Source organism: Variovorax sp. OV084 (assembly GCF_900111625.1).
Taxonomy (GTDB): Bacteria; Pseudomonadota; Gammaproteobacteria; order Burkholderiales; family Burkholderiaceae_C; genus Variovorax.
The window spans coordinates 368279-392084 of record NZ_FOII01000005.1 but is presented as its reverse complement, the minus strand read 5'-3'; the positions used below and the strand labels follow the sequence as shown (position 1 = coordinate 392084).

The following is a 23806-nucleotide window of genomic DNA, read 5'->3' as shown; positions in this document are numbered from 1 at the left end:
TAACACGGTGAAATTCGCAGGCAATGCGAAGACCTCAATCTCGGGGCTTCGCATTCATCACCTCTACCGACTCATGACTTCGTTCGACTGGCTGTGGGACTGGCGCACCCTGATCGCGCTGGCCGTGTGCGACGTCGCGTTGCTGGCGATGTTCCTGGCCTGGGATGCCCGGCGGCTGGCGTTCCTCCTTGCCCGGCGTTGCATCGTCGAGCACGAGCTGCCGCGCGAGAGGAAGCGCCTTCGTGTCGGTGTCAGCCTGGAAGACCGGGGCGTGTTCCCTCGGGAATCGCCGGGGTCAGGGATCTGAGCTCGAGCTTGCGGAAGGCGCCGTCCGCGTGGAAGTCGCCGGCGCGGATTGGCTCCGCCAGCGTCTCGGCGAACATGGCCACCACGTGGCGCGCCACGCGCGGGTCCAGCACGGCGCCGCCGTTCGCCAGGGCACGCAACGCGTAGGCGATCTCGGCGTCTTCCGCCTCGCTCAGCAGGTAGCCCGTCGCCCCGGAGGCGAATGCGGACAGGGCCAGATCCCGGTCGTCCGTGTCCGACAGGGCAATGATCCGGGCGCGTGGCTGCATCGCACGCACGTCGGCGATCAGCGATGCGCCGTCGCCGATCGGATAGAGCTGCATGTCGACGAACACCAGGTCGAAGGACAGCGTGTCCAGCATCGCATCGGCCTCTTCGCGTGTGGGCACAAGCACCACGCACCGTCCCGGCGCGAGGACCCCCAGGACGCTATTCAGGCGGCTCGCCACGGCGGGATCGCTTTCCACTACAAGCGCACTGAAGAAAGGCTGTGGCCGGAACACCCGCAAGGCGCCACCGGGCAGCTTGGTATCGAACACGGATGTGCTTTCTTCTGAAGTGGGCTGTCGCAAGTGGGCGTGTTAGAGCATCGTCTTCGGATGCTCTAGGCGGCCGGGCTCCTGCTTGCGCTTGCAACTGCCGCCGGCCGATGTGATCGGTGCGAGCGTCGATTGGCTGTAGTTACCCGAAGCGCCGGCTTCACGCGCTGCGCAGCCGGTGTCGCTCGCGGCCACGAGGACGCCGAACGCCAGCGCGCCGAAGGCCAACAGGCCCGCGAGAAGCGACAGCCAGAAGGACTTCTTCAGCCGCGGCGCAGCGACGAGGGCGGGCTGTGTTCTGCTCCAGCGTGCTTGCATGGTGAGTTCCGGGGAGTGGCGATCCGCATGCGCCAACGCCGGCAGGCCGGTGAAGCGCAGCGCGAGCGATGCGCCGTGCGGGTTGCGATGCGGGATGGTGTTCATGACCCGTATCGTGAACTTCAAAGGGGGAGAAAAATTGGATGACGGCTCCCCCGACGGCCATCGGCCGCTGCAGAAATCCAAAAGCCGGCGCGCCGTCGAAGACGGCGGCCGGCCAAGGAAGCAGAGACTGCGAGAAGGCCTAGAAGTCGAGCTTGGCGCTCAAGCTGAAGGTGCGCGGGTCGCCGGGCTTGATGTAGTTGTCGTACTGGTATTCCCAGTACTTCCGGTTCGCCACGTTGTTGATGGCCGCGCGGAAGGTCGTGTTGCGCCCGCCGATGCGCGTCGTGTAGCTCGCGCCGATGTTGGCGATGGTGTAGCCAGGCACGGTCAGCTGGTTCGCCGCGTTCAGCATGGTGTTGCCCGTGTACTTCATGTCGGCCGACAGCTTGAGGCCCGGCACCTGAGCCACTGCGTACGACACCTGCGCCGTTGCCACCAGCTTCGGCGCACCCGCCACGCGGTTGCCGACGTAGCTGCTGCCGCGCTCGTAGGAGCTGTCGAGCAGCATCAGGTTGCCGCCGATCTGCCACTGCGAGCCCAGCCGCGTGGAAGCGCCGAGCTCCAGGCCCTGGTAGATCGACTGGCCGTCCTGCACCAGCACGTTGGAGCTGTTGGCGTATTCGGCGCCGCGCTCGATGCGGAACAGCGCGGCCGTGGCGCTCCAGCGTTCACGTTCGGTCTTCACGCCCAGTTCGTACTGGCGGCTCTTCAGCGGGTTGAGCAGCGCGCCGTCGTTGGCGTAGAGGTTGCTCACCGTGCTGCCGGGCTCCAGCGATTCGACATAGCTGGTGTACAGCGTGGTGTCGGGCGCGGGCTTGTACATCAGCGCCAGCGTGGGCGTGATCACGCCGCTCTTTTGGTAGGTGGAGTTCTGCAGGCCGGTGGTGTCGTAGCCGACCTGTTCGTAGGTGGTGCTGCGCAGGCCGGCCAGCACCGACCACTTTTCGGACAGCTTCATCGTGTCGCTCGCGAACACGGCGCGCTGCGTGATGTCGCTGTTGCGGTAGGGCGTGAGGTTCGTCACGCTGTTGTAGCTGTTGATGTTCTGTCCGAAGATGCTGCCGGTGCCCACCAGCTGGTAGACAGCGTTGCTGCTGTAGTAGTTGACCTGCTTCTGCCACGACGCGCCCAGCGTCACCTGGTGCTCGAAGTCGCCGGTGCGCAGCTTGCCCGTGGCCATGGCCTGCCACTGGTTGAAGCGGTGGCCTTCTTCGCTGTCGGAGCGGTAGTCGTCGTAGCTGCCGCTGGCGTCCTGCAGGTAGGAGATGCCTTCGTTGCGGCTTCGCGTGGCGCTGCTGTGGCTGTAGCTGGTGCTGAGTGTCCAGTCGGGCGACAGCTGGTACTGAAGGCCGGTGGAATAGAGACTGAAGTCGGTGGCAAGGTGCTGGCCCGGGCCCACCAGGCTTGCGTTGTTGGCGCTGATCGTGGACGGCAGGCTCGTGCCCGTGTAGCTGCCCAGGTAGATCGATGGCGTCTGGCCGGTGGAGGTGCGCTTCTGGTAGAGCGAGTCGAAGGTCCAGGTGAGCTTGTCGGTGAGCTTCGCGTCGAGCCCGAGCGACACCGAGTCGCGGCGGATGTTGCCGTCGTTGTAGGTCTTGCCTTCCTCGTGCGTGGCGTTGAGCCGGTAGCCGAAACGGTTGTCGGTGCCAAAGCGCCCGCCCAGGTCGACGTGCTCGCTCCAGATGCCGGCGGTCTTGTAGCCGACCTCGATGCTGCGCACCGGCGTGTCGGTTGGCTTCTTCGTCACGTAGTTGACGATGCCGCCCGGCGAGCCGAAGCCGTACATGAAGCCCGACGAGCCCTTGAGCAATTCGATCTGCTCGAAGTGCTCGTAGGGCATGGTGATGGCATAGCTGAGGAAGGGCTGGCCGTTGATGCGGTAGGCGTTCTGCCAGTCCAGCGGCAGGCCGCGCACCGTGATGTAGCTGGCCCAGCTGCTGTAGGCGCCGCTGTTGTCGGACACCGACGCGTCGAGTGCGAACACGTCGCCGAGCTTCGACACCTGGCGCTCGGCCATGTCCTCGCTGGTCACGACGGTGGTGGAGAAGGGCGTTTCAAGCTGCGAGCGCGCACCGAGCGCGCCGCTGCTCACCTTGGCGCCGAGGTGCTGCTGCGAGTCGTCCTGCGATTCGGCTGTGACAGTCACGGTCGGCAGCGAGGAGGTTTCTTTGTTTTGCACCTCCTGTGCATGCGCGCGGCCGATCTGGGCGGCCGCCCACAGCACCAGCAGCGTGGCGCGCGCGGGCGGGCCGAATGCGCTGCGCCTGAATGAAGTCGGGGAGGGGGCCGTGACGGTGCCGGCGGTGTTCTGGCGTCCAGGATTCAACGTTGACTCACTTCACAAATAAGAATGCTTCTCATTTTAAAGTTGAATCTCGGAGAAATCTTGGAGGCCACCCGCCGCCGGGTGCTGCTTGCCCTCGTCAGTGCCCGTTGCCAGGCGCCGGCGCCAGCCCGCGCTGCTTCAGGAAGTCATAGAGGCTGACCGCGAGCACCTGTGCAATGGGTATCGGCAGCGTCACGCGCAGCACGGCGGCCCGATGGACCGGGCACCGGTCGGAGCTGTGGTCGACGCGGCTGGCATCGAAGGTGATGTGCACACAGCCCGCGTTGACCCAGTATCCCGAGACTTCGTCCGCGAACACCTGCGGGGCGTGCAGGTCGTCGATGTAGGTGGCTTGCGGAGGCTGGGACATGGTGGCTCTGGAGATGCAGGAGCCCCGATGATCGGCACCAATCTGGTAGGAAAAATGGTGCGACGGCCTCCGCGCCCTCAGACGATCCGCACCGACAGCTCCGGCAGCCGGTCGATGTGGATCTCGATCAGGTCGCCGCGCACCACGGGCCCGACGTTCTCCGGCGTGCCCGAGTAGATGATGTCGCCCGGCTTCAGCTCGAAGGCCTGCGACAGCCGGCTGATCTGCTCGGCCACCGACCAGATCATGTGCTTGAGCGTGGCGCTCTGCTTCGTCTGCCCGTTCACCTTGAGCCAGATCGCACCGTCGGTGAAGTGCCCGACCTTCGCCACTGGGTGGATCGGTCCGATGGGCGCCGAATGGTCGAAGCTCTTGCCGATTTCCCACGGTTTCTTCTGGTCGCCCATCTCGCGCTGCAGGTCGCGGCGCGTCATGTCGAGACCGAGCGAATAGCCGTACACGTAGTCGAGCGCCGAGCTCGCCGGGATGTTGCGCCCGCCCTTGGCCAGCGCCACCACGAGCTCCACTTCGTAGTGGTAGTTCTTCGTGAGCGTGGGATAGGGATGGTCGGCCACCACGCCGGGTGTCACGACCTGGATCGCGTCGGCCGGCTTCTGGAAGAAGAAGGGCGGCTCGCGGCTCGGGTCCGAGCCCATCTCGCGCGCATGGGCCTCGTAGTTGCGGCCGATGCAGTAGATGCGGCGCACCGGATAGACCTGCTCGCTGCCCACGATCGGGATGGTCGATGCGGCGACATCGAAAGGCGTTGCCTGCGTGCGGCTGGCGCCTGCGGGCAATGCACAGCCGGCAATGGCGCCCGTGGCCATGGCGGCGGAACCGGCCAGCAGGCCGCGACGGGAAGTGATCATGAGGGTCTCCTTGTTCTATGAAGAAATGCGCGTGCCGTACCCCGCACGGCCGGTTCATTCTGGGACGGTGAACTGCTGCCCAACCGCACGCATCTACGCAAAAACAGGACAGAACCCACCTGGCGCCCGCCAGGCCTCGTGCGCGAGGCGGAAGAGAAGAAAACTTCAGCCGAGCGCGCGTTCCACCAGCCGTGCAATGGCCAGCAGGTGGTCGTCGTCGTACCAGCGGCCCGCCAGCTGCAACCCGACGGGCAGGCCGATCGCGCTCTTGCCGCAGGGCATCGAGAGCGCGGGATGGCCCGTCAGGTTCATCGGGTAGGTGTACGGATACCAGGCGCCGCGGATGGTGCCGGCGGGCCTGCCGCCGATCTCCACTTCGCCGCTCACGTCCATGTCGATGGGCAGCGGCGGCGCCGAGACGGTGGGCGACACCAGCACGTCGAAGCGTTTGAAGAGCGTCTGCAATTCAGTGAAACAGCGGGTCTTGGCGAAGGTGGCGTCGTGCAGGTCCACAGCGCTGTGGCGGCGGCCCTTTTGCACGGCGTCGATCAGCGTGGGGTCGAGCCGGTCGCCGAAGCGATCGAGGTTGGCGCCCACGCGTGCGGCCAGCATCGACTGCAGCACCACGAGGAAGTGGCGTTCGAGCGCCACGAAGTTCAGCTGCACGGTTTCGACGATGGCACCTTCGCGTTCCATCGCCTGCACGGCGGCCGTCGTCACGGCCTCGACTTCGGGGTCGATCGGGTTGCCCGCCGTGGGCAACCACGCCACGCGCAGGCCGCGCAGCGACATGGGCATCGCACGCTGCGGCACCGGCCCGCCCAACCCATAGGGATCGCGCGCGTCGAAGCCCTTGATGACATCGAACAGCAACTGCGTGTCGGCCACGTCGCGCGCCATCGGACCGGTGAAGGAATTCGCCGAGAACAGGTCGGGCGCCTGCAGGTTCGGCACCACGCCCAGCGTGGCCTTCAGCCCGACGATGCCGCAGCACGAAGCCGGAATGCGGATGGAACCACCGCCATCGGTGCCGAGCGCGAGCGAGCCGAGGCCCGCCGCTACCGCCACCGCCGCTCCGCTGCTCGACGCACCAGGTGTGTAGCGCGCATCGATCGGGTTCAGCGTGCGGCCGAAGATCGGTGCGGTCGCCACCTGCTTGTGGCCGAACTCGGGCGTTGTCGTCTTGCCGATGAGGATGGCGCCTGCGGCCTTGGCGCGCGCCACCGCCACGGCGTCTTCCTTCGGCACGAAGTCTTCGTAGATGGCCGAGCCCATGGTGGTGCGCACGCCGGCCGTGAGCGTCAGGTCCTTCACCGAATACGGTACGCCGTGCAACGGACCGAGCGTCTCGCCGGCCATCACGGCGGCTTCGGCGCGTCGCGCGGCATCGAGCGCCTGCTCGCCCGTCACGGTGATGAAGGCATTGAGCTCGCGGCGCGCCTCGATGCGCGAGAGCGCGTCGCGCACCGCCTCCACGGGCGAGGCTTCCTTGGTGCGGATCAGTGCGGCGAGCTCGCGTGCGCTGTGGTCCATCAGGTCCATGGTCGTGTCCTTCAAAAGAGGTCAGAGCATCCAGCGGCCGCCGTCGATCAGCAGCGTCTGGCCGGTGATGAAGCGCGCTTCGTCGCTCGCGAGGAAACGCACCGTGGCGGCCACGTCCTCGGGCGAGCCGACGAAGCCGGCGGGCGTGTCGGCTACGATCTTCGCGAGCACCTCGGGGCGCAGCCTGTCGTGCGCGCGCGTGCGAATTGCGCCGGGGCACACCGCATTCACGGTCACGCCGTGCGGCGCGAGTTCGCGCGCCAGCGAGCGCGTGAAGCCCACCACGCCCATCTTGGCGGCGGCGTAATCGGCCAGGCCCACGTCGCCGGCAAAGGCTGCGTCGGTGCTCATATTGACGATGCGCCCGAAGCCGCGCGCCTTCATGCCGGGCGCGATGCGGCGCGCGGCGCGCATGGTGGTGAGCAGCGACACCTCGATGACGAAGCGCCACACGGCCTCGTCCGATTCGGTGAACAGGCCACCGCGTTCGCGCGCGCTCTGGCCCACGTTGTTGAACAGGATGTCGACCGGGCCCAGTTCCTTTTCGACCCGGTCGAAGAAGGCCGAGACCACGGCGGCATCGGTGCAGTCGCCCGACACGCGCAGGCAATGCGCGGCGGCTTCGGGCCTGGTTGCGAGTTGCTGCGCGAGCGGGGTGCAGTCGAGGTCCAGCACGGCAACGCGCGCACCCTGGTCCAGAAAGTCGAGCACCGTGGCGGCGCCTATGCCCTGGCCGCCTCCGGTGACGACGGCGATGCGATGGTCGAAGCTCATGGCATCTGATCTTTCAGTGGAAGGTGCGCCCGCCGTCGACGGCCAGCGCGGTGCCCGTGATGTAGCTGGCACCCGGGCCGCTCAGGTAGAGCACGGCCTCGGCCACTTCCTCGGGCGCGGCGACACGGCCCAGTGCATAGCGCTGGCGGATCTCGTCGAGCGTGCGCGCCGGGTCGTCGCTGTGCTCGTAGCTGGTGCGAAACAGAGGCGTGTCGATGGCGCCGGGGCACACGGCGTTGACGCGGATGCCGTCCGCCGCCGCTTCAATGGACAGTGCCTTGCCGAACATGATGACGGCCGCCTTGGTGGCGCAGTAGGCGGTGCGATTCGGCAGCGGCCGCAGGCCTGCGCCCGACGCGATGTTGACGATGCTGCCGCCGCCCGCCGCGCGCAGGTGCGGCATGGTGGCGCGGCACATCAGCATCGGCCCCGTGAGGTTGACGGCCAGCGTGTGGGCCCACTCGGCGTCGTCGGTCTGCTCCAGCGGTTTCAGCGAATCGACACCGGCCGAGTTGACCAGCGCGTCGATGCCGCCTAGCCACTGGGCGGCATGGTTTACCGCGGCCTTCACGGCCGGTGCGTCGGTCACGTCGCACACCAGCGGCAGCGCCGCATCGCCCAATGCCGCGACACATGCCTGCAGCCGTGGCGCATCAAGGTCGAGCAGTACGACGCGTGCGCCACGTTCCACCGCGAGCCGCGCCACCGCGAAGCCGATACCGCTCGCGCCGCCGCTCACCACGAAACGCAAGGCGGTGGTCATGCCTTGACCGCCGCCTTCAGGCGCGGGCGCATGTCGTCGGAGATGCGGTCGCAGCGGTCGATCCACACACCCGAGTGCGCCAGCGCATGCTCGATGAGCCCTTCGAGCACCTTGAGCCGCGATGGCTGGCCGATGATCTGCGGGTGCATGCCGACCATCATCATCCGGTCTTCGGCGTACAGCATGTCGAACTCGCTCGTCCACGCCTCGAGCACGGCAGAGGGCGCCTGCAGCGTGCGGCCCGGCAGGGTGATCGAGTACTGGAAGAAGGGCGCGTCGTCGAGCACCCAGCGAAAGGGCAGCTCCACGATGTCGGTGCGCTGCCCGCCGATTTCCAGCAGGTAGGGCGAGTCGTCGTCGAAGAAGTTCGACGAGTAGTCGAAGTCGTACTCCTTGATCAGGTCGAGCGTGATGCTGCTGAACTCCGCCGCCGGCGAACGCCAGCCGCGTGGGCGAGTGCCAGCCAGGCGGGTGAGCGTCTCCATGCCGCGCTCCATCTCCTCGCGTTCTTCCGCGGGGCTCAGGTTGACGATCCAGCGGTGGCTGTAGCTGTGGTGCGCCACCTCGTGGCCCTTGTCGACCACCTCGCGAACCAGGTCCGGGTGCTTGTCGGCCACTTCGCCGGGAATGAAGAAGGTGGCGCTGATGTCATAGCGCGCCAGCAGCGCGAGGATGCGCGGCATGCCGACCTTCCAGCCGTAGGCGCCCTGCGACATGAGGATGGGGCGCTGCGCATTGGCGGGGTCGCGGCCGGTCCACATGGTCTCCGCGTCGAGGTCGAAGGTCAGCATGAGCGGGAAGCCTTTGCTCGTGGTCGGCATCAAGAAACTCCTTGGCGAATGAGGTGGAAAGGGGGCTCAGACGTGCTTGTGGAAGCCCGTCCATCGCTCGGCCAGCAGCAGCACGACGCCGGTGGTCACGATCAGAAGGGTGGAGACGGCGGCCACGCTCGGGTCCACGCCCTGCTCGACCGAGGTGAAGATCTTCACGGGCAGCGTCGTTTGGCTCGCGGAGAGCAGGAACACCGAGACCGGCACGTTGTCGAGCGAAGTGATGAAGGCGAAGAGGCCGCCAGCGACGAGGCCGGGCTTCACCAGCGGCAACGTGACCAGGCGAAAGCTCGTGAAGCCGTCGGCGCCCAGCACGCGCGCCGCGTCCTCGAGCGACTCGTCGACCGCCGACAGGCTGCCCAGGCTCGCGCGCACCACGTAGGGCACGGTAATGACCACGTGTGCGAGCCACAGGCCCAGCGAGTTGCCGCGCAGGCCGGTCATCGTGTAGTACTGCAGCAGCGCCACGCCGAGCACCACCGAAGGCAGGATCAGCGGCGCCATGAAGAGCGAGGTGAGCGCACCCGCGCCGGGCACCATGCGGCGGTGAATGGCGTAGGCGGCAATGAGGCCCAGCACCAGCGCGGCGGCGGTCGATGCGGCAGCGAGCCACAGGCTGGTCCAGGCGGCGCTGAGGTACTCGGGGTCGCGCAGCACCACCTCGAACCAGTGGAAGGTCAGGCCCTTCGGCGGGATCGTGAGGTAGGCCGTCTTGCTGAAGGCCGCGAGCATCACCACCAGCACGGGAATCTGCAGGAACACGACCACCGCGATGGCCGTGGCCGCGAGGAACGGCGCCTTCTTGCCTTCGATGCTCATGCGTTGCCTCCCCAGCGCCTGAGCACGCGGCTCGACAGGCCGATGACCACCAGCGTGAGCGCGGTGAGCGCGAAGGACATCGCGGCGCCTGCGGGCCAGTCGAGCGTCTGCAGGAAGTCGTCGTAGATCAGCGTGGCCATCACCTTGTAGGTGGGCCCGCCCAGCATGCGCGGCGTGACCAGTGCGCTGATGGTCAGCACGAACACCAGGATCGAGCCCGACAGGATGCCCGGCGCGCTCATCGGCAGCGTGATCGACCAGAACACGCGCAGCCGGCTCGCGGCCAGCGTGTACGCGGCCGCCTGCACGTCCTTGGAGATTGCCTGGATCGCCGGCACCAGCATCAGCACCATGAACGGCAGGAAGATGTGCGACATGCCGACCAGCAGGCCGAACAGGTTGAACATCATCTTGATCGGCCGCTCGATCAGGCCGATGTCGATGAGCAGGTTGTTCACCAGCCCGCGGTTGGCGAGCAACGCGATCCAGCCGAAGGAGCGCACCACCAGGTTCAGCAGCATCGGGAAGATGACGAGCATGGTGAGCGTGAGGCGCATCTTCGGGCCCGCATTCGCGATGTAGTAGGCCAGTGGGTAGCCCAGCAGCAGGCAGATGGCGGTGACGCCGAAGCCCAGTACCAGCGTGCGCACGACCACCTCGCGGTAGTACTCGTCGCTGAGGATGCTGCTGTAGTTCTCGAGCGTCCAGCCGGCGGCGATGCCGGTGCCGGGCACGTAGGGGTGCAGGCTCAGCGGCACCATCAGCAGCACCGGCGCGACGAATGCCAGCAGCAGGAGCAGCAGCAGCGGCGACGCCAGCAGAGTGCCGGTGATCTTGCGCGGCGTCATGCGGTGGCCTGGCTTGCCGTGGGTGTCACGTACACGTGCTGCGGCTCGACGCTCACCCGCACCGGTGCGTCGACCGCCAGGCCAGCGTGCGGGCCATTGGTGAGCGCCTCGGCGATGAGCTCGGTGCTACCGAAGGCCAGCAGGTACTGCACGCGCGAGCCGACAAAGGAGCGCATGGCCACACGGCCCGAGAGCGTCGGGCCGTTCGACGCCGCCGCGTCGGCGAAGCGGATGTCCTCCTGGCGGACCACCACGTCGACCGCCGTGCCCTGTGCCATGCCATCGGCAGCCGTGGCCGCAAGCACCGGGCCATCGTTCAACTGCACTGCAGCCGCGCCTTCGGGCGAGCGCACCACGCGGCCCGCGAGACGGTTGGGGCGGCCGATGAAGCTCGCGACGAAGCCGGTGGCGGGGCGGTGGTAGATGGCCTCGGGCGTGTCGAACTGCTGCACCACGCCGTGCGCGAGCACGCACACGCGGTCGGACATTGACATCGCCTCGCCCTGGTCGTGCGTGACGAACAGCGTGGTGATGCCCACTTCGCGCTGCAGGCGCTTGAGCTCGATCTGCATCTCGTCGCGCAGCGAGGCGTCGAGGTTCGACAGCGGTTCGTCGAAAAGAAGGATGCTGGGGCGCGGCGCAATTGAACGCGCCACTGCCACGCGCTGCTGCTGGCCGCCGGAGAGCTGGCGCGGCAGGCGATCGCCGAGCGCGGAGAGCCGCACGCTGGCCAGCGCCTGGTCGACGCGCTGCTTCAATTCGCTGCCCTGCAGGCCTTGGCGGCGCAGGCCGAACGCGACGTTCTCGAACACGCTCATGTGCGGGAAAAGTGCGTACGACTGGAAGACCAGGCCGATGTTGCGCTTGTTGGTGGGCAGCGCCGTGACGTCGCGGCCATCGACGAGGATGCGCCCACCCGTCGGCTCGATCAGGCCGGCCACCATGCGCAGCACGGTGGTCTTGCCACAGCCCGAAGGGCCGAGCAGTGAGATGAACTCGCCGTCGTGCACCGACAGCGACACGGACTGTGCGGCAATGTGGCCCGGGTAGCGTTTCTCGAGGCGGTCGAGCGTGAGTGCCGGCATGTCGTTCGGTCCTGGAGGTTGCGGCGGCTCAGCGAGCCACTTCGCGCTGCCAGCGCTTGGTCCAGTCGGGCAGCGACTTGGCCACGGCCTCGGGGTCGGGCAGCCAGAGGTTGTCGAAAGTCTCCTTGTAGGGAACGATCTTCGCGGCCTTGTCGCTGAGCTTGACCTGCGTGTTGACCGGGCCCGCGTACTTGCGTTCTGCGAAGCAGGTCTGGCCTTCCTTGGACAGCACCTCGTCGATGTACTTGAGCGCGAGCGCAGGCGACTTCGCGCCCTTCGGGATCACCAGCGCGGGCAGGATGCCCACTGCGCCTTCCTTCGGATAGACGATGGCCAGCGGCAGGCCCTTGTCGATGGCCGAGCCGGCGCGGTCGGGGTACCACACGGCGGCGGCGATCTCCTGGCGTTCGAAGAGCGACACGATCTGGTCGGCCTGCGTGTAGAGCGTGACCGACGATTTCGCGATCGGCTTGATGGCCGTGAACCCCGCGTCCATGTTCGCGAGCGTGCCACCCTTCATGCGGTTGAGCGCCATCAGGAACTGCGAGCCCGAGGTGCCGCTGATGTCGCCGATGGCGAGCTTGCCGTCGTACTCGGGCTTTGCAAGGTCGGACCAGGAGGTGGGTGGTGTCTTGATCTGCTTGGTGTCGTAGACGATGACGGTCGCACCGGTCATGAACACGACGTACTGGCCGTCCTTGTCGAGTGCGCGCGGCGACACTTCGGCGGCGTTCGTGAGCTTGCTCTTGTCGATGGTCTCGAGCAGCTTCTCGTTCTTGAGCTGCGCAGCGAGCGAGTTGTCGATGTAGACCACGTCGAAGTCCGACTTGCCGCCGGTCGCGCGGATCGCGGCCGCGAACTGCGAGGAACTGCCCAGCTTGAGCGCGACCTTGGCCCCTGTTTTCTTCTCGAACGACGCGATATGGCAGGTTTTGGAGTCGTCGGCGAAGGAGCCGCCGAAGATGCCGACCACCAGCTCCTCGGCCTGTGCAGCGCCTGCGAAAAGAGCGGCCACCAAGCCGGAAACGAGACAGCGAGAGAACATGGTTTTCATGAAGAGCTCCTGTGGGCAAAACCCGGAACGAAGGGCCGGATGGCCGCGTTGGAATTCACTTTATCTTTCGCAAAAGATAAATGCAAGGCATTTAAGATAGGGACCAACCCGCGCCATCGCGCCGCACCACAATGGCAGCGCATGGGGCATCAACCTGGATGGAAAGCACGTCATGCCGCACAAAAAAGAAGCGTCGAATCGACGTCCGCCCCAAGGCGATGCAAGGCATCGCGACGATGCTGCTGAGGCCGCTGAGGCCGCTGAGGCCGCCAAGCCCGTTGCACCGGCCGATGAAGCGCCGATGGAAGGCGGTGCCGACCTGGTCGAGCGCGGCATCCAGCAATGGAAGCGCGAGCGGCCTGACATCGACAGCAGCGGCAAGTCCGTGGTCGGCCGGCTGCTGCGGCTCGAAGAGGTGGTGCTGCGCACGCTGAACCAGGTGCTGGAGCCCTTCGGCATGAAGTACCAGGAGTACGCGGTGCTCGCTACCTTGCGCGTGGCGGGCGCGCCCTACAGGCTGTCGCCGTCGCGCCTGCAGAGCACGCTGCTCTTCACTTCGGGTGGCTTGTCGAACCTGCTGAAGCGGCTTGAGAAGGAGGGCTGGATCAAGCGCTCGATCGATCCGAACGATGGCCGCGGCGTGCTGGTCAAGCTAACCGCCAAGGGCATTCGCCTGGCCGATGAAGCGATGCCGCGCCACGCGGCAGCCGAATTGCATTTGCTGCGCATGTTCGATGCGCCGCAGCGCGACGTGCTCTCGAGCCTGCTGAGCCAGATGATGACGGGCAATGCGCCCGAGACTGGCCCCGAGCCCGGCCAGGCGCTGCGCACGAAGAGCGACTGACCGAGAGCTATACCGCGGCCTGAACGCCGAGCGCAATCAGCGGCACGCCCGCATAGGCCAGGCTGAACATCCGCAGAATCAGCGCCGCGTAAAGGCCCGTCAGGAGCCAGACTGCCGCACGGCCCCATGGCATGAGCGACACGCTGATGAGTGCGCCCGCCAGCGGCAGCAGCTGCTGTGCGTGCACGCCGAGGAAGTGCGGCACCCGCAGATCGCCGCCGGTGGCTGACCAGCCGAACAGGGGGAGCGTTGTGCCGCCTGCGATGGCGCCGATGGTCGATCCTCCGTGCTGGCTGATCGCGATGCCCGCGCCCGCTCCGGCTATGAAGGTCAGGACCAGCCCCAGCACCACGGCCAGCCGGTAAGGCGCCGCCAGCGCGTCGCCGTGGCGCGCGAATAGCCACGCGAGCGGCAATGCCGTGGCGTTGAGCGACAGCGCACCCACACCCATCAGGCTGTACATGACGATGTGGAAGGTCGAGTCTTCATTGAAATGCGAGGCCTGCCCGAGGGCACCTTGCAGCGTGATGTAGCCGACCTCGAAGACGCCCGTGGCGATCACCACCGCGACGATGGCACGTTCGATGCGGCTGCCGCGTCGCTCGCGCGGCAGGTCGCCGAGCAGCCATGCAGTGGTCAATGCATACAGGCTGACCGAAGCCATGAACTTCAGCGGCTTGACCCATACGCCTACGCCGTTCAGCGTGCGCGGATCGAGCCAAGCAGCCACGAGGGCAGGCACCATCACCGCGAGCAGCAGGCCGCCGAACCACGCCAGCTGCGGTTGCCGCCGATGCACTTCGCGCGCCAGCGCCATGCATGCGGGCGCGACCCGCAGCGCCAGGAAGGCCAATAGGCCGACTGGCCCGAACAGGAAGGTGAGAGCGAAGCAAGGAATGAGCAGCACCGGCGCGATGCCCGCGCGCTCTCCCTCGCGTGCGATCCACGTGCCCACGAACAGGTCGAAGGCGAGGTAGTGGAACCATCCTGCGGTGAGCAGGCCCGGATGCTGGAACAGCGCATGCACCGCCGACAGCGAGCTGTAGCCGCCACCGGCCGCGGACCAGTACGTCGCCATCAGCCACCAGTACGCCAGCCCCAGGCCAACGGGAATGACGATGCCCGTCGTTGCCCATATCACCGGCTTGGCACGCCCGAGCCACGGGGCTGCACCGAGCGCGGCCCAGGCAGGAAGGGCGACGGTGCTGCCTGCGCTGAAAAGTGAGTCGAACATGGAAGAGCCTCGCGTGCAAAAAAGGCATGCCGGGATTGGCATGGCATAATCTTTACACTGTTTAGATAAAAACGCCAGCAGATTCTTTAGAAGGTAGAGTCGCCCCTTTGAAGACCGAAAGCAGCAACCAGCCATGGCGGCAAAGAAAACAGAGGAAGCCCCAGCGCCCTATCACCACGGCGATCTGCACGCGGCGTTGATCGGGGCGACCGAAGCCCTGCTCGCCGAGCGCGGCATCGAGGGCTTCACCCTGCGCGAAGCGGCGCGGCGCGCCGGCGTGTCGGCGGCCGCGCCCATGCATCATTTCGGCAGCGCAGCCGGGTTGTTGACCGAGGTGGCGATCCTGGGCTTCGAGGAACTCACACGCTGCCTGCGTGCCGGCACGGAAACGGGTGGTACCGACCCCGCGCGTCGCTTGCGTGGGCAGGGCATGGGTTATGTGCGATTCGCGCTGGCCTACCCGGCGCGCTTTCAGCTCATGTTCCGCAAGGACCGGCTGACGCAAGACCTCCGGCTGCAGGCGGCCGGCGATGCGGCATTCGCCGAACTGGAGCAGGCAGTGCGCGACTACAACGGCTGGAGCAGCAAGAAGCCGCCGAACCGCGCGATGCAGGCCGCCGCGCTCGGCGCCTGGTCCGTCGTGCACGGCTTTGCGCATCTTGCGCTGGACGAGAAGTTCGGCGAGCAGGCCGGCAGCGCTTGCACGAACGATTTTGTCGAGAGCATGCTGCCGGAAATACTGAAGCAGTTCTGGCCCTGACCTTCACTGAGCCGGAAAGGGCGGTAGCCGCCTGCGGATCGTCTGCGCCTTCACGATGGAGGTGTTGGTCTCGGCCTTGCTCGCGATGCGGTCGAGAATGCCGTCGAGCTGTTCGAGCGATTGCAGGAACAGCCGCGCGACGAAGCAGTCTTCGCCTGTGACCTTGTCGCACTCGCAGAACTCGGGCGTGGCCTCGATCAGCTTCTGCACCGCCTGCAGTTGCCCCGGCAATGGGCGGATGCGCACGATGGCCTGGAACTGGTAGCCCAGCGCCTTCGGGTTCACGTCCAGCGTGTAGCCGCGGATCACGTCGCGCTCTTCAAGTCGTCGCAGCCGCTCCGACACGCTGGGCGACGACAGCCCCACGTGGTGGGCCAGTTCTTTCAGGGACATCCGCGCGTTGCCGGCCAATGCCTGCACGATGGTTTCGTCGATTGCGTCGAGCATGTTGCCGATCTCCGGTGAATGGGCCGCGATGGCTTGTTTTGAAAGGTCATCAGCGGTAATTGCCTTATTCAAAGCATATCCAATCCGCGCCGGACGTGGCACGCTTGCTCCTTCCTTTCTGCCATTCGAGACAGACATGCAGACACAGCTTCGCGGTGCGCTGGAAATGAGCGCGGCCATGGTGATTTCCGGAACCATCGGATGGTTCGTCGTGCGATCCGGACAGCCGCTGCCCGACCTGCTGTTCTGGCGCTGCGTGTTCGGCGCGGCCACGCTGCTCATCGTGTGCCTCGCTCTGGGCCTGCTGCGGCGTGGCCTGACGCTGCGCAGCTTTGCGCTGGCCGCGTTGGGCGGCGTGGCGCTGGTCGTCAACTGGGTGCTGATCTTCGCTTCCTTCTCGCGCGCGTCGATCTCGATTGCCACGGCGGTCTACAACACGCAGCCCTTCATGCTGGTCGCGCTCGGCGCGCTGCTGCTGTCGGAGCGGCTGACCGCGATGAAGGCCGTGTGGCTGTGCATCGCGTTCGCCGGCGTGGTGCTGGTGGCGCAGGCCAAGCCTGGTGGCGGGGCCGATGGTTCGGCCTATTTCGTCGGCGTGCTGATGGCATTGGGCGCGGCCTTCTGCTACGCGGTGGCCGCGATCATTGCGAAGAAGCTCGACGGCATCGCCCCGCATCTCATCGCGCTGATCCAGGTCTGCGTGGGCATCGTGATGCTCGCGCCGTTCGCGCATCTGAAGACGCTGCCCAGCGATGCGGCCACGTGGGGCGTGCACCTGGCCATGGGCGTGGTCTACACGGGGCTGGTGTTCGTGCTCCTGTACGGGGCGCTGCAGAAGCTGTCGACGCCCGTGGCCGGCGCGCTGTCGTTCATCTATCCGCTGGTGGCCATCGGCGTCGACTATGTCGCCTTCGGCCAGCGGCTGGGCGCATTGCAGGTGGTGGGCGCAGCGGCCATCCTGATCGCCGCGGCGGGCATGACGTTCGGATGGACCCTGCCCGGCGTGCCGAGGCGCTCGCCCGCCACTGAAGAGCGCTGAGTCAGGACGTCGTCGCGTGCGGCCGCGCCGGGCGACCGCATGGTCCCTGATGGCGTTGACCGGCTGAGGCTAGCTGGCGCTCTGCTGACGCCGTCCCAGTGCGAACACCGAGTTGGGCGCGTCGACCACAAAAGGCTTGCGCGTGGCCGGCTGACCGGTCGGCGTACGCCGGGTTTCGGTCCGTACTGCGGCTTGCACGCCCTTGGCCTTTTGTTCGTCGACCAGGCTTTGCAGCGAGATCGACTTGAGGAACTCGACCGCCCGCAGGTTCACGGTGGCCCAGAGTTCGTCGATTTCGCAGCGGCCGGTCTCGCCCGGGGCGTCGGCGTCGCGCCGGCGGGTGGATTCGGCATCGTGTTCCTCGATCGAGAGGACGATGTCGGCCACCGAAATCTCCGCCGCCTTGCGGCTGAGCGAATAGCCGCCGCCGGGGCCGCGGGTCGATTCGACCAGGCTGGCGCGCCGCAGCTTGCCGAAGAGCAGCTCCAGGTACGACAGCGACACGCGCTGGCGCAGGCTGATCGAGGCCAGCGTGACGGGGCCCGACCGGCCGTGCAGGGCGATGTCGATCATCGCGGTGACCGCGAAGCGGCCCTTGGTGGTGAGACGCATGGGATGTTCCTTTCCTTCCTTCGTGGGGAATTACTCGTCCCGGCCGCCCGCGATGCCCAGCAGGGCCAGCAGCGACTGGAAGACGTTGTAGATGCTGAGATACACACCCAGCGTGGCGGAGATGTAGTTGGTCTCCAGGCCGTCCTTCACGCGCTTGAGGTCGTGCAGGATGAAGGCCGAGAAGATGCCGATGGCCGCGACCGACAGCGTCATCATCAGCGCGCTCGACTGGATGAAGAAGTTGGCGATGCCAGCCACCAGCAGCAGGATGGCGCCGATGAAGAGCCACTTGCCCATGGCCGACAGGTCGCGCTTGATGACCGACGACAGCGTGGCCATGCCGAAGAAGATCGCGCCGGTGCCGGCGAACGCCGTCATCACCAGACTGGCTCCGTTGGCCAGGCCGAGCACGGAGCCCACCAGGCGCGAGAGCATCAGGCCCATGAAGAAGGTGAAGGCCAGCAGCACCGGCACGCCGGCGGCCGATTCCTTGGTTTTCTCGATGGCGTACATGAAGCCGAAGGCGCCGCCGAGGAACACCATCAGGCCGATGCCCGGCGACATGGCGCGCGAGAAGCCGGTGGAAACGCCGATCCAGGCGCCCAGAACGGTGGGCACCATCGACAGCGCGAGCAGCCAGTAGGTGTTGCGCAGCACGCGGTTGCGCTCCTGCGGCGAGGCGAGCGGGAGGTCGAAGCCGTCGTGATAGGTGGAGGGACTGTTGTTCATTGTGTTGATTCCTTGAAACTGGACCAGTGCCGGCTGCACGCAATGGCGCGCAAGGGGCACAGGGCCGGAAATGAGAGATGTCGTTGCTGCGATGCGGGGCCGCCGGATGGCGGGGGCCCGCATCGAAAGGGCGGGAGCCATGGCGGCTCCCGGTCGCGCAAGGCCTTGAGGGGCCTAGGCGACGAAGGACGCGGCGCGGGGTGGCCGCTTGGGTCGCGCGAGGAACGGCGCGACGGAGGTGGTCAGACCGAGCTTCGGCGGCTGTTCCGTAAAGCGCAGCAGCGCGGGGGCGCCGTTGCGTGCGTCGACCAGTTCGGCATGCTCGGAGCCGGCTTCGTCGACGGAAAGGGAATCGTCCGACGCCTTGTCGGCATCGCTTGCCGGCGTTACTGCATCGGAGAAGTCAGCACTGACAACCAGCGCGGACTCCTGCTGTTCGCCGTGCGAATGGCCGCTACCGATCACGCTGTGGGCAAGCACGGCAAAGCCGTAGCAGGACAGCATGATGGACAGGACAGTGGCGACAAACCAGCGGGACATGTAGGGGTAATCTTACCTGCCGCGCTACGAGGTGTTCACGGCGGGTGCTTTCAACCGACCGGATCGCATGGATGTTCGCTCAGGCTGGCGCGGTCGTGGTTTCGCTGCCTTCGGACTGCAGCCATTCGCGTGCATGGGTGCGCAACGCGTCTATCTGCAGCCAGATCAGACCGAGTTCGGTATGAAAAGTTCGCGCCTGCGGGTCGCCGCCGTCCCCGTTCTCGCCGCTGGCGGCAACGGCCTGCGCCAGTGCGGCGCGCGCGGTTGATTCCGCAACTGCATCGCCCGGCGCCTCGATCACGCCCTTTTCCAGCCCGGCCGCCAGCCCTTCCAGCGCCGCGATCGCACCTTCGGCCGCCGTGCGCAGCACCGCCATCTGCGCCGAGTCCGGCAGCGCCGCACGGTGGGCGCCCAGGGCCGAGAGGTAACTCAGCAGCGTGTGCGAGCGGATCAGGAAGCGCAGCGCCACCCCCGCGCGCGGGCGCACGTAGCCCGGCTCGCGGAACATGTCCGACACGGCCGTGGACAGCGCCGCATCCGCGTTGTGGTCGTTGCGCCGCGCCAGCCGGTAGTCGAGGTGGTCGCGCGCGCCGGTGCGGTACTGCCCGACGATCTGCCGCAGGTAGCCGGCATGGCCGCGCATGGCGGCCGCCGCTAGCTCGTTGATGCGCCGCGCCTGCCAATGCGGCAGCACCAGCAGCACCGCCAGCCCGGCGATCGCGCTGCCGATGGCGGTGTCGACCAGCCGCGGCACCAGCAGCACGCCGCTGTCGCCGACCTGGTTGAAGCACATCAGCACCAGCAGCGTCATCGAGGCTGTGGCCAGCAGGTAGCGCGTGGTGCGGGTCGCGAAGAACAGCACGCCCGCCACCACCGCGATCACCGACTGCACCAGCGGCTGCGGAAACAGCTGCAGCAGCGCCCAACCGGCCACTACGCCGAGCGCGGTGCCGGCAATGCGCTGCCCCATGCGCGAAATGGTGTCGCCATACGTCTGCTGGCAGACGAACAGCGTGGTCAGCAAGATCCAGTAGCCCTGCGCCGGGTGAATGGCGTGCATCACGCCGTAGCCCACCACCAGCGCGACCGAAAGCCGCAGCGCATGGCGAAACAGCGGCGAGCGCGTGGTGAGCTGCCGCCGCACGCGCTCGACCGCATCGCGCCACGAGCGCGGCGAGCGGTCGAACAGGCCCATCTCCGTACGGCCCGCGCGCGCCGACGGCTGGCTGGCCCCGGCGAGCTGCCCGTCGAGCAGCGCGAGGTTGCGCGCCAGCGCCTCGACGGACGCCAGCAGCGCCAGCCGCCCGGGCGTATCGGCCCGCGCGCGCTCATGCTCGATGGCGCTGCGCAGGTCGGCCAGCGCCTGCACCGTCTCCGTTCCCACCTCGAAGGGCTCGCGCCGAGCGATCGAATCGGCCAGCCGCTGGCAGGCCAGGCCCTGCAGGCCCAGCAGGCGCTGACAGCGGTAGAGCAGATCGCTATGGAAGAAGGCGTCGGCCAGCGCGTTGTAGTCGTCGTGCGAGGAGCTGGCGCGCTCGTGTACGTCCTGCGCGATCAGGTAGAGCCCGCGGTAGCGCGAGAGGCGCCCGGTCGGCGCGCGCGCGCCGATGCGCAGGAAGATGCTTTCCTTCGCGGCGTTGAGCTCCGCCACCACTTCGGCATTGAGCTGCGCCAGTGCGAGCCGCTTGCGCTCGATGTCGATGCCGCGCAGCGGCTCGAACAGCGAGGCCTTGAAGCGCACGAAATTGCCCAGCACCGCGAACAGCGTCACGAGCCGCGCCTGCACAGGCTGCGCCGGAAAGGCCGCGCACCACAGCACCGAGAACACGCCGTACCACGCAGCGCCCGCCAGCAGCAGCAGCGGTTCGCGCCCGCGATGAGCCACACCGTGCGCGCCCATGTTCTCGATGCCGAGCGTGGCGTACATCGCGAGGATCAGCGTCGCATAGGCAATCGCCTTGTAGCGCGCCCCCACCGCCCCGAGCATCGTGAGGCAGAAGGCCGCGAGCGCAAGCCCGGTGATGAACAGCAGCGGCAGGCCGAACGCCGCCTCCACCGCGAATGCGATGGCCGCGAAGCAGCCCAGCGTGACCACCTGCGCGCGCAGCCGGCCGCGCCAGCTGTCGTCGGTCTCGGCGAGCGCGCTGGCGATGGCGCCGAGGAACAGGGGAATCACCGCATCAGGATGGCCGGTCCAGGCGCAGGCCGCCATGAGGCTGCCGAGAGTGAGAAGAATGCGAACGGGTTGCGCGCGGGAAGCGAAAGACCGCAGCCGCTGGCGCAGCGCGTCGGGAGACAGGGGAAGCATGGGCTGATCTTGCACGATGCATGCCACGGCCGTGTGGCGCCTTGTGGCTAGGGCGCAGGCCGGCTGCGCAGGAAGCCGTGGCGCGGGGCTATCCACCGGGCTCGGGCGTCGTCGGCTGCGGGGGCAACCCCTGTGAGCAGCATCTCGTCCTCGACCTGCAGGAACTGACGGGATTGCGCCCCGTCCGTACCCGACAGCACGCGCAGCGTGGCGCCGCCCAGGTCGATCCGTTCGCCCGGCGTGGGCAGCACCGTGGAGGCATCGGGCCAGATGTCGAGCAGGCCGGCGAGGGCGCCCATGGCTTCTTCCGACCACGCCTGCGTAGACAGGATCCATCGCACGCGCCCGGGTGCCGCTGCAACGAGGGCCGCGATGTGCCCGGGGCTAGCGGGCAACGCATCGATCAACGCGCAATCGCCGCCCTCAGCTCCCACGAAGTAGCTGTGCGCCAGTTCGCCCGTAACCCGCAGAACCCGCGCCGACAGCCGCGTCACCAGCCCGGCCTCGTGCGCATAGCGGCCACCGCCCTTGCCGTCCGGGTCGAGATGCGCGACTTCTTCGTATGCCGGCTCGTCCATGTTCACCGGCCGTCGTCCCGCGGGCCCGTCCGCCAGCCGGGGCATGACGCGCGGAATGTGCTGCAGGCCGCGCGCATGGTCCATGAGCTCGGCCGTGCTTGCGAACTGCGCGAGTTGCTCGAGGATGCGGCGCGTCACGTTCATCAGCTTGAGCCCGCGCGCCGGGTCCACGGCCTCGGCGGGGCGCAGCCACATGTGCTCGACCGTCTCGCGGCCATCGGGCTGCACGCGCTGCGCCTCGGGCATCGGCGCGATGAAGAAGCGGGTGTCGAAGCGGCGCGGCATGCCCGGCGGTGTGAGCCAGTAAGCGAAATAAGCGAGTCGGTCGGCCGCGAGCCGCCAGCCGTGCCGCTCGCACAGCGAGGGCAGCGCATCGGTGCCTTGCTCCGCCGCATGGCGCATGGCGGCGAGCTGGTCGGGCGGCAGGCTGTCCAGCGACACCAGCCGTTCGGTGCCGCCGTCGGTCGCAAACAGCACGCCGGCTTCCTCGAAGCATTCGCGGATCGCGGCTGCGTAGTAGTCGAGCCCGCCATCAGGCACCGCGAGGCGTTCGCTCGCGGCCCTGTCGTCAATGCCGCCGCAGTGCACGTGCAGGCCGCGGTCGTACGCATCGATCACGCCGCCCGGAAACACGCTGGCGCCGCTGTTCTGGTCGTTGGCCTTCTCGGCCCGCCGCAGCATCAGCACTTCAAGGCCGCGGCTTGCGTCGCGCAGAACGATGAGGGTGGCTGCCGAGCGCACGGGGCGCGGCGGCGAAGCGGGTTGTGGCGTGGCATCCGGAGTGCTGGCTGTCATGCACGCATTGTCGCGCCGGTGGCTGCTGCGAAGGCGACAGCAGGGGCCTCGGGCTGTCGCGCGGAAGACCGTCCGGAATGCGGTGTGCGACGTACCTTCAAGGCACATCGACTGTTGCTGAAGGACGCACCATGCATTTCGAATTCACACCCAGGGTGACCGCGCTGCGCGAGGAACTGCTCAAGTTCATGGACGAGTTCGTCTACCCGAACGAAAAGCGCCATGAAGAAGAACTGGCCGCCAACGCCCGCGCGGGCCGCCCCTACGCCGAGCTGCCGATGATGGCCGGTCTCAAGGCCAAGGCGCGCGAACGCGGGCTGTGGAACCTGTTCCTGCCGGAGTCGGAGCACGGCCCGGGCCTCAGCAACGTCGAGTACGCCCCGCTGTGCGAGATCATGGGCCGGCGCTACTGGTCCTCCGAAATCTTCAACTGCTCTGCGCCCGACACCGGCAACATGGAAGTGCTGGCGCGCTACGGTACCAAGGCCCAGCAGGAGCGCTGGCTCAAGCCGCTGCTGGCCGGCGAGATCCGCTCGTCCTTCGCGATGACTGAGCCCGAGGTGGCGTCGAGCGACGCCACCAACATCCGCTGCAGCATCCGCCGCGAAGGCAATGAGTACGTCATCAACGGGCGCAAGTGGTACATCACCGGCGCGATGAACGAGCGCTGCGAAATCTTCGTGCTGATGGGCAAGACCGACCCCGACAACGCAGATCGCCACAAGCAGCAGTCGATGATCCTCGTGCCGAAGAACACGCCCGGCGTGACCATCGTGCGCGACATGGCACTGCTCGGCGTGTACGACCCGCCGTTCGGCCACCCCGAGATCGTGTTCGACAACGTGCGCGTGCCGGTCGAGAACATCCTGCTCGGCGAAGGCCGCGGCTTCGAGATTGCACAGGGCCGCCTCGGGCCGGGGCGCATCCATCACTGCATGCGTGCCATCGGCATGGCCGAGGCCGCGCTGGAAATGATGTGCCAGCGCCTCGTGTCGCGCGTCGCGTTCCACAAGCCGCTGTCGGAGCAGGGCGTGTGGCGCGAGCGCATTGCCGAGTCGCGCATGCTCATCGAGCAGTCGCGCTGGATGGTGCTCAACGCCGCCTACCGCATGGACACGGTGGGCAACAAGGTCGCCGCGAAGGAGATCGCGATGATCAAGGTGCTCACGCCCAACAACTGCGTGAAGGTGATCGACTGGGCGATGCAGGCCTTTGGCGCCATGGGCCTGAGCCAGGACACGCTGCTCACGCATTTCTACGCCTACGAGAGGCACCTGCGCGTGGCCGACGGTCCCGACGAGGTGCACCGCAACGCGATTGCCAAGCAGGAGCTGGCGGCGTACCAGTAAGGCAGGACCGACCAGCCGCGCGT

The 23806-nt window shown here is 67.3% G+C and carries 25 protein-coding genes; 5 read left to right on the top strand and 20 right to left on the bottom strand.

The window, feature by feature from the left end; translation table 11 throughout:
- Window positions 1-7 precede the first annotated feature (7 nt).
- On the top strand, window positions 8-307 hold the full coding sequence (locus BMW87_RS34730) for a hypothetical protein (RefSeq protein ID WP_143047821.1): 300 nt from the start codon (window positions 8-10) through the stop codon (window positions 305-307).
- Here BMW87_RS34730 and BMW87_RS16980 read toward each other — a convergent pair.
- From BMW87_RS16980 to BMW87_RS16920, 13 genes are all read right to left on the bottom strand, one after another.
- Entirely contained in the window at window positions 252-845 is a 594-nt protein-coding gene (locus BMW87_RS16980) for a response regulator (RefSeq protein ID WP_177192788.1), read from the bottom strand. The genes BMW87_RS34730 and BMW87_RS16980 overlap by 56 nt on opposite strands.
- A 42-nt stretch (window positions 846-887) precedes the next feature.
- Entirely contained in the window at window positions 888-1268 is a 381-nt protein-coding gene (locus BMW87_RS16975) for a hypothetical protein (RefSeq protein WP_093077542.1), read from the bottom strand.
- A gap of 139 nt (window positions 1269-1407) precedes the next feature.
- Window positions 1408-3492 (bottom strand): TonB-dependent siderophore receptor, encoded by a 2085-nt coding sequence (locus BMW87_RS16970; protein WP_371258814.1) that lies wholly within the window; start codon window positions 3490-3492, stop codon window positions 1408-1410.
- Window positions 3493-3691: 199 nt separating this feature from the next.
- Window positions 3692-3964, bottom strand: coding sequence for a hypothetical protein (locus BMW87_RS16965; protein ID WP_093057387.1), 273 nt, complete (start codon window positions 3962-3964; stop codon window positions 3692-3694).
- A gap of 77 nt (window positions 3965-4041) precedes the next feature.
- Complete coding sequence (locus tag BMW87_RS16960) at window positions 4042-4833, bottom strand: fumarylacetoacetate hydrolase family protein (RefSeq protein ID WP_093077540.1); 792 nt, start codon at window positions 4831-4833, stop codon at window positions 4042-4044.
- A 165-nt stretch (window positions 4834-4998) separates the two neighbouring features.
- The gene (locus BMW87_RS16955) at window positions 4999-6375 is read right to left on the bottom strand and encodes an amidase (RefSeq protein WP_093077539.1); all 1377 of its coding nucleotides are present in this window, start codon (window positions 6373-6375) and stop codon (window positions 4999-5001) included.
- A gap of 21 nt (window positions 6376-6396) precedes the next feature.
- A complete protein-coding gene (locus BMW87_RS16950) occupies window positions 6397-7149 on the bottom strand; it encodes an SDR family NAD(P)-dependent oxidoreductase (protein WP_093057390.1) in 753 nt (250 codons plus the stop codon).
- A 13-nt stretch (window positions 7150-7162) separates the two neighbouring features.
- Window positions 7163-7912: an SDR family NAD(P)-dependent oxidoreductase gene (locus BMW87_RS16945; RefSeq protein WP_093077537.1), complete on the bottom strand. Its 750-nt coding sequence runs from the start codon at window positions 7910-7912 to the stop codon at window positions 7163-7165.
- Window positions 7909-8733, bottom strand: a complete 825-nt coding sequence (locus tag BMW87_RS16940; protein ID WP_093077535.1) for a polysaccharide deacetylase family protein — start codon at window positions 8731-8733, stop codon at window positions 7909-7911. The genes BMW87_RS16945 and BMW87_RS16940 overlap by 4 nt, the downstream gene beginning before the upstream one ends.
- A 36-nt stretch (window positions 8734-8769) precedes the next feature.
- A complete protein-coding gene (locus BMW87_RS16935; RefSeq protein ID WP_093057393.1) occupies window positions 8770-9561 on the bottom strand; it encodes an ABC transporter permease in 792 nt (263 codons plus the stop codon).
- A complete protein-coding gene (locus BMW87_RS16930) occupies window positions 9558-10409 on the bottom strand; it encodes an ABC transporter permease (RefSeq protein WP_093077533.1) in 852 nt (283 codons plus the stop codon). The genes BMW87_RS16935 and BMW87_RS16930 overlap by 4 nt, the downstream gene beginning before the upstream one ends.
- On the bottom strand, window positions 10406-11494 hold the full coding sequence (locus tag BMW87_RS16925; protein ID WP_093077531.1) for an ABC transporter ATP-binding protein: 1089 nt from the start codon (window positions 11492-11494) through the stop codon (window positions 10406-10408). The genes BMW87_RS16930 and BMW87_RS16925 overlap by 4 nt, the downstream gene beginning before the upstream one ends.
- A 28-nt stretch (window positions 11495-11522) precedes the next feature.
- Window positions 11523-12548 carry an ABC transporter substrate-binding protein gene (locus tag BMW87_RS16920; protein ID WP_093077530.1) on the bottom strand — a complete coding sequence of 342 codons (1026 nt, stop codon included), beginning with the start codon at window positions 12546-12548 and terminating at the stop codon, window positions 11523-11525.
- Window positions 12549-12720: 172 nt separating this feature from the next.
- Between BMW87_RS16920 and BMW87_RS16915 the strand changes: the two genes are divergently transcribed.
- Entirely contained in the window at window positions 12721-13392 is a 672-nt protein-coding gene (locus BMW87_RS16915; RefSeq protein WP_218149755.1) for a MarR family winged helix-turn-helix transcriptional regulator, read from the top strand.
- Between the two features lie 7 nt (window positions 13393-13399).
- Here BMW87_RS16915 and BMW87_RS35350 read toward each other — a convergent pair whose 3' ends face one another.
- On the bottom strand, window positions 13400-14626 hold the full coding sequence (locus BMW87_RS35350) for an ABA4-like family protein (protein WP_093077527.1): 1227 nt from the start codon (window positions 14624-14626) through the stop codon (window positions 13400-13402).
- 133 nt (window positions 14627-14759) lie between these two features.
- Here BMW87_RS35350 and BMW87_RS16905 point away from each other — a divergent pair, with 133 nt between their 5' ends.
- On the top strand, window positions 14760-15386 hold the full coding sequence (locus BMW87_RS16905; RefSeq protein WP_093057398.1) for a TetR/AcrR family transcriptional regulator: 627 nt from the start codon (window positions 14760-14762) through the stop codon (window positions 15384-15386).
- Window positions 15387-15389: 3 nt separating this feature from the next.
- Here the strand turns inward: BMW87_RS16905 and BMW87_RS16900 are convergent, their stop codons facing one another.
- On the bottom strand, window positions 15390-15833 hold the full coding sequence (locus BMW87_RS16900) for an Lrp/AsnC family transcriptional regulator (RefSeq protein WP_093057399.1): 444 nt from the start codon (window positions 15831-15833) through the stop codon (window positions 15390-15392).
- Between the two features lie 136 nt (window positions 15834-15969).
- On the opposite strand from BMW87_RS16900, the gene BMW87_RS16895 reads away from it, so the two are divergent.
- Window positions 15970-16872, top strand: a complete 903-nt coding sequence (locus BMW87_RS16895) for a DMT family transporter (RefSeq protein WP_093077525.1) — start codon at window positions 15970-15972, stop codon at window positions 16870-16872.
- A gap of 69 nt (window positions 16873-16941) precedes the next feature.
- Here the strand turns inward: BMW87_RS16895 and BMW87_RS16890 are convergent, their stop codons facing one another.
- The 5 genes from BMW87_RS16890 to BMW87_RS16870 all read right to left on the bottom strand — a co-directional run bounded on the left by BMW87_RS16890 (window position 16942) and on the right by BMW87_RS16870 (window position 22434).
- The gene (locus BMW87_RS16890) at window positions 16942-17484 is read right to left on the bottom strand and encodes an Rrf2 family transcriptional regulator (RefSeq protein WP_093057401.1); all 543 of its coding nucleotides are present in this window, start codon (window positions 17482-17484) and stop codon (window positions 16942-16944) included.
- Window positions 17485-17514: 30 nt separating this feature from the next.
- Window positions 17515-18213, bottom strand: coding sequence for a Bax inhibitor-1/YccA family protein (locus BMW87_RS16885; protein WP_093057402.1), 699 nt, complete (start codon window positions 18211-18213; stop codon window positions 17515-17517).
- Between the two features lie 174 nt (window positions 18214-18387).
- Complete coding sequence (locus tag BMW87_RS16880; RefSeq protein WP_256216803.1) at window positions 18388-18753, bottom strand: hypothetical protein; 366 nt, start codon at window positions 18751-18753, stop codon at window positions 18388-18390.
- A 79-nt stretch (window positions 18754-18832) separates the two neighbouring features.
- Window positions 18833-21061, bottom strand: coding sequence for a YccS family putative transporter (yccS, locus tag BMW87_RS16875; protein WP_093077623.1), 2229 nt, complete (start codon window positions 21059-21061; stop codon window positions 18833-18835).
- 47 nt (window positions 21062-21108) lie between these two features.
- Window positions 21109-22434: an NUDIX domain-containing protein gene (locus BMW87_RS16870; protein WP_093077524.1), complete on the bottom strand. Its 1326-nt coding sequence runs from the start codon at window positions 22432-22434 to the stop codon at window positions 21109-21111.
- Between the two features lie 131 nt (window positions 22435-22565).
- On the opposite strand from BMW87_RS16870, the gene BMW87_RS16865 reads away from it, so the two are divergent.
- Entirely contained in the window at window positions 22566-23783 is a 1218-nt protein-coding gene (locus BMW87_RS16865) for an acyl-CoA dehydrogenase family protein (protein ID WP_093057406.1), read from the top strand.
- Window positions 23784-23806 lie beyond the last annotated feature (23 nt).

Bases quoted from the DNA above. Each gene is read 5' to 3' on its own strand.
- BMW87_RS16900 (WP_093057399.1), bottom strand. From the start codon at position 15,833: ATGCTCGACGCAATCGACGAAACCATCGTGCAGGCATTGGCCGGCAAC.
- BMW87_RS16880 (WP_256216803.1), bottom strand. From the start codon at position 18,753: ATGTCCCGCTGGTTTGTCGCCACTGTCCTGTCCATCATGCTGTCCTGC.
- BMW87_RS16890 (WP_093057401.1), bottom strand. From the start codon at position 17,484: ATGCGTCTCACCACCAAGGGCCGCTTCGCGGTCACCGCGATGATCGAC.
- yccS (WP_093077623.1), bottom strand. From the start codon at position 21,061: ATGCTTCCCCTGTCTCCCGACGCGCTGCGCCAGCGGCTGCGGTCTTTC.
- BMW87_RS16950 (WP_093057390.1), bottom strand. From the start codon at position 7,149: ATGAGCTTCGACCATCGCATCGCCGTCGTCACCGGAGGCGGCCAGGGC.
- BMW87_RS16955 (WP_093077539.1), bottom strand. From the start codon at position 6,375: ATGGACCTGATGGACCACAGCGCACGCGAGCTCGCCGCACTGATCCGC.
- BMW87_RS16895 (WP_093077525.1), top strand. From the start codon at position 15,970: ATGCAGACACAGCTTCGCGGTGCGCTGGAAATGAGCGCGGCCATGGTG.
- BMW87_RS16965 (WP_093057387.1), bottom strand. From the start codon at position 3,964: ATGTCCCAGCCTCCGCAAGCCACCTACATCGACGACCTGCACGCCCCG.
- BMW87_RS16935 (WP_093057393.1), bottom strand. From the start codon at position 9,561: ATGAGCATCGAAGGCAAGAAGGCGCCGTTCCTCGCGGCCACGGCCATC.
- BMW87_RS35350 (WP_093077527.1), bottom strand. From the start codon at position 14,626: ATGTTCGACTCACTTTTCAGCGCAGGCAGCACCGTCGCCCTTCCTGCC.
- BMW87_RS16920 (WP_093077530.1), bottom strand. From the start codon at position 12,548: ATGAAAACCATGTTCTCTCGCTGTCTCGTTTCCGGCTTGGTGGCCGCT.
- BMW87_RS16925 (WP_093077531.1), bottom strand. From the start codon at position 11,494: ATGCCGGCACTCACGCTCGACCGCCTCGAGAAACGCTACCCGGGCCAC.
- BMW87_RS16940 (WP_093077535.1), bottom strand. From the start codon at position 8,733: ATGCCGACCACGAGCAAAGGCTTCCCGCTCATGCTGACCTTCGACCTC.
- BMW87_RS16885 (WP_093057402.1), bottom strand. From the start codon at position 18,213: ATGAACAACAGTCCCTCCACCTATCACGACGGCTTCGACCTCCCGCTC.
- BMW87_RS16870 (WP_093077524.1), bottom strand. From the start codon at position 22,434: ATGACAGCCAGCACTCCGGATGCCACGCCACAACCCGCTTCGCCGCCG.
- BMW87_RS16915 (WP_218149755.1), top strand. From the start codon at position 12,721: ATGCCGCACAAAAAAGAAGCGTCGAATCGACGTCCGCCCCAAGGCGAT.
- BMW87_RS16930 (WP_093077533.1), bottom strand. From the start codon at position 10,409: ATGACGCCGCGCAAGATCACCGGCACTCTGCTGGCGTCGCCGCTGCTG.
- BMW87_RS16905 (WP_093057398.1), top strand. From the start codon at position 14,760: ATGGCGGCAAAGAAAACAGAGGAAGCCCCAGCGCCCTATCACCACGGC.
- BMW87_RS16960 (WP_093077540.1), bottom strand. From the start codon at position 4,833: ATGATCACTTCCCGTCGCGGCCTGCTGGCCGGTTCCGCCGCCATGGCC.
- BMW87_RS16865 (WP_093057406.1), top strand. From the start codon at position 22,566: ATGCATTTCGAATTCACACCCAGGGTGACCGCGCTGCGCGAGGAACTG.
- BMW87_RS16975 (WP_093077542.1), bottom strand. From the start codon at position 1,268: ATGAACACCATCCCGCATCGCAACCCGCACGGCGCATCGCTCGCGCTG.
- BMW87_RS16945 (WP_093077537.1), bottom strand. From the start codon at position 7,912: ATGACCACCGCCTTGCGTTTCGTGGTGAGCGGCGGCGCGAGCGGTATC.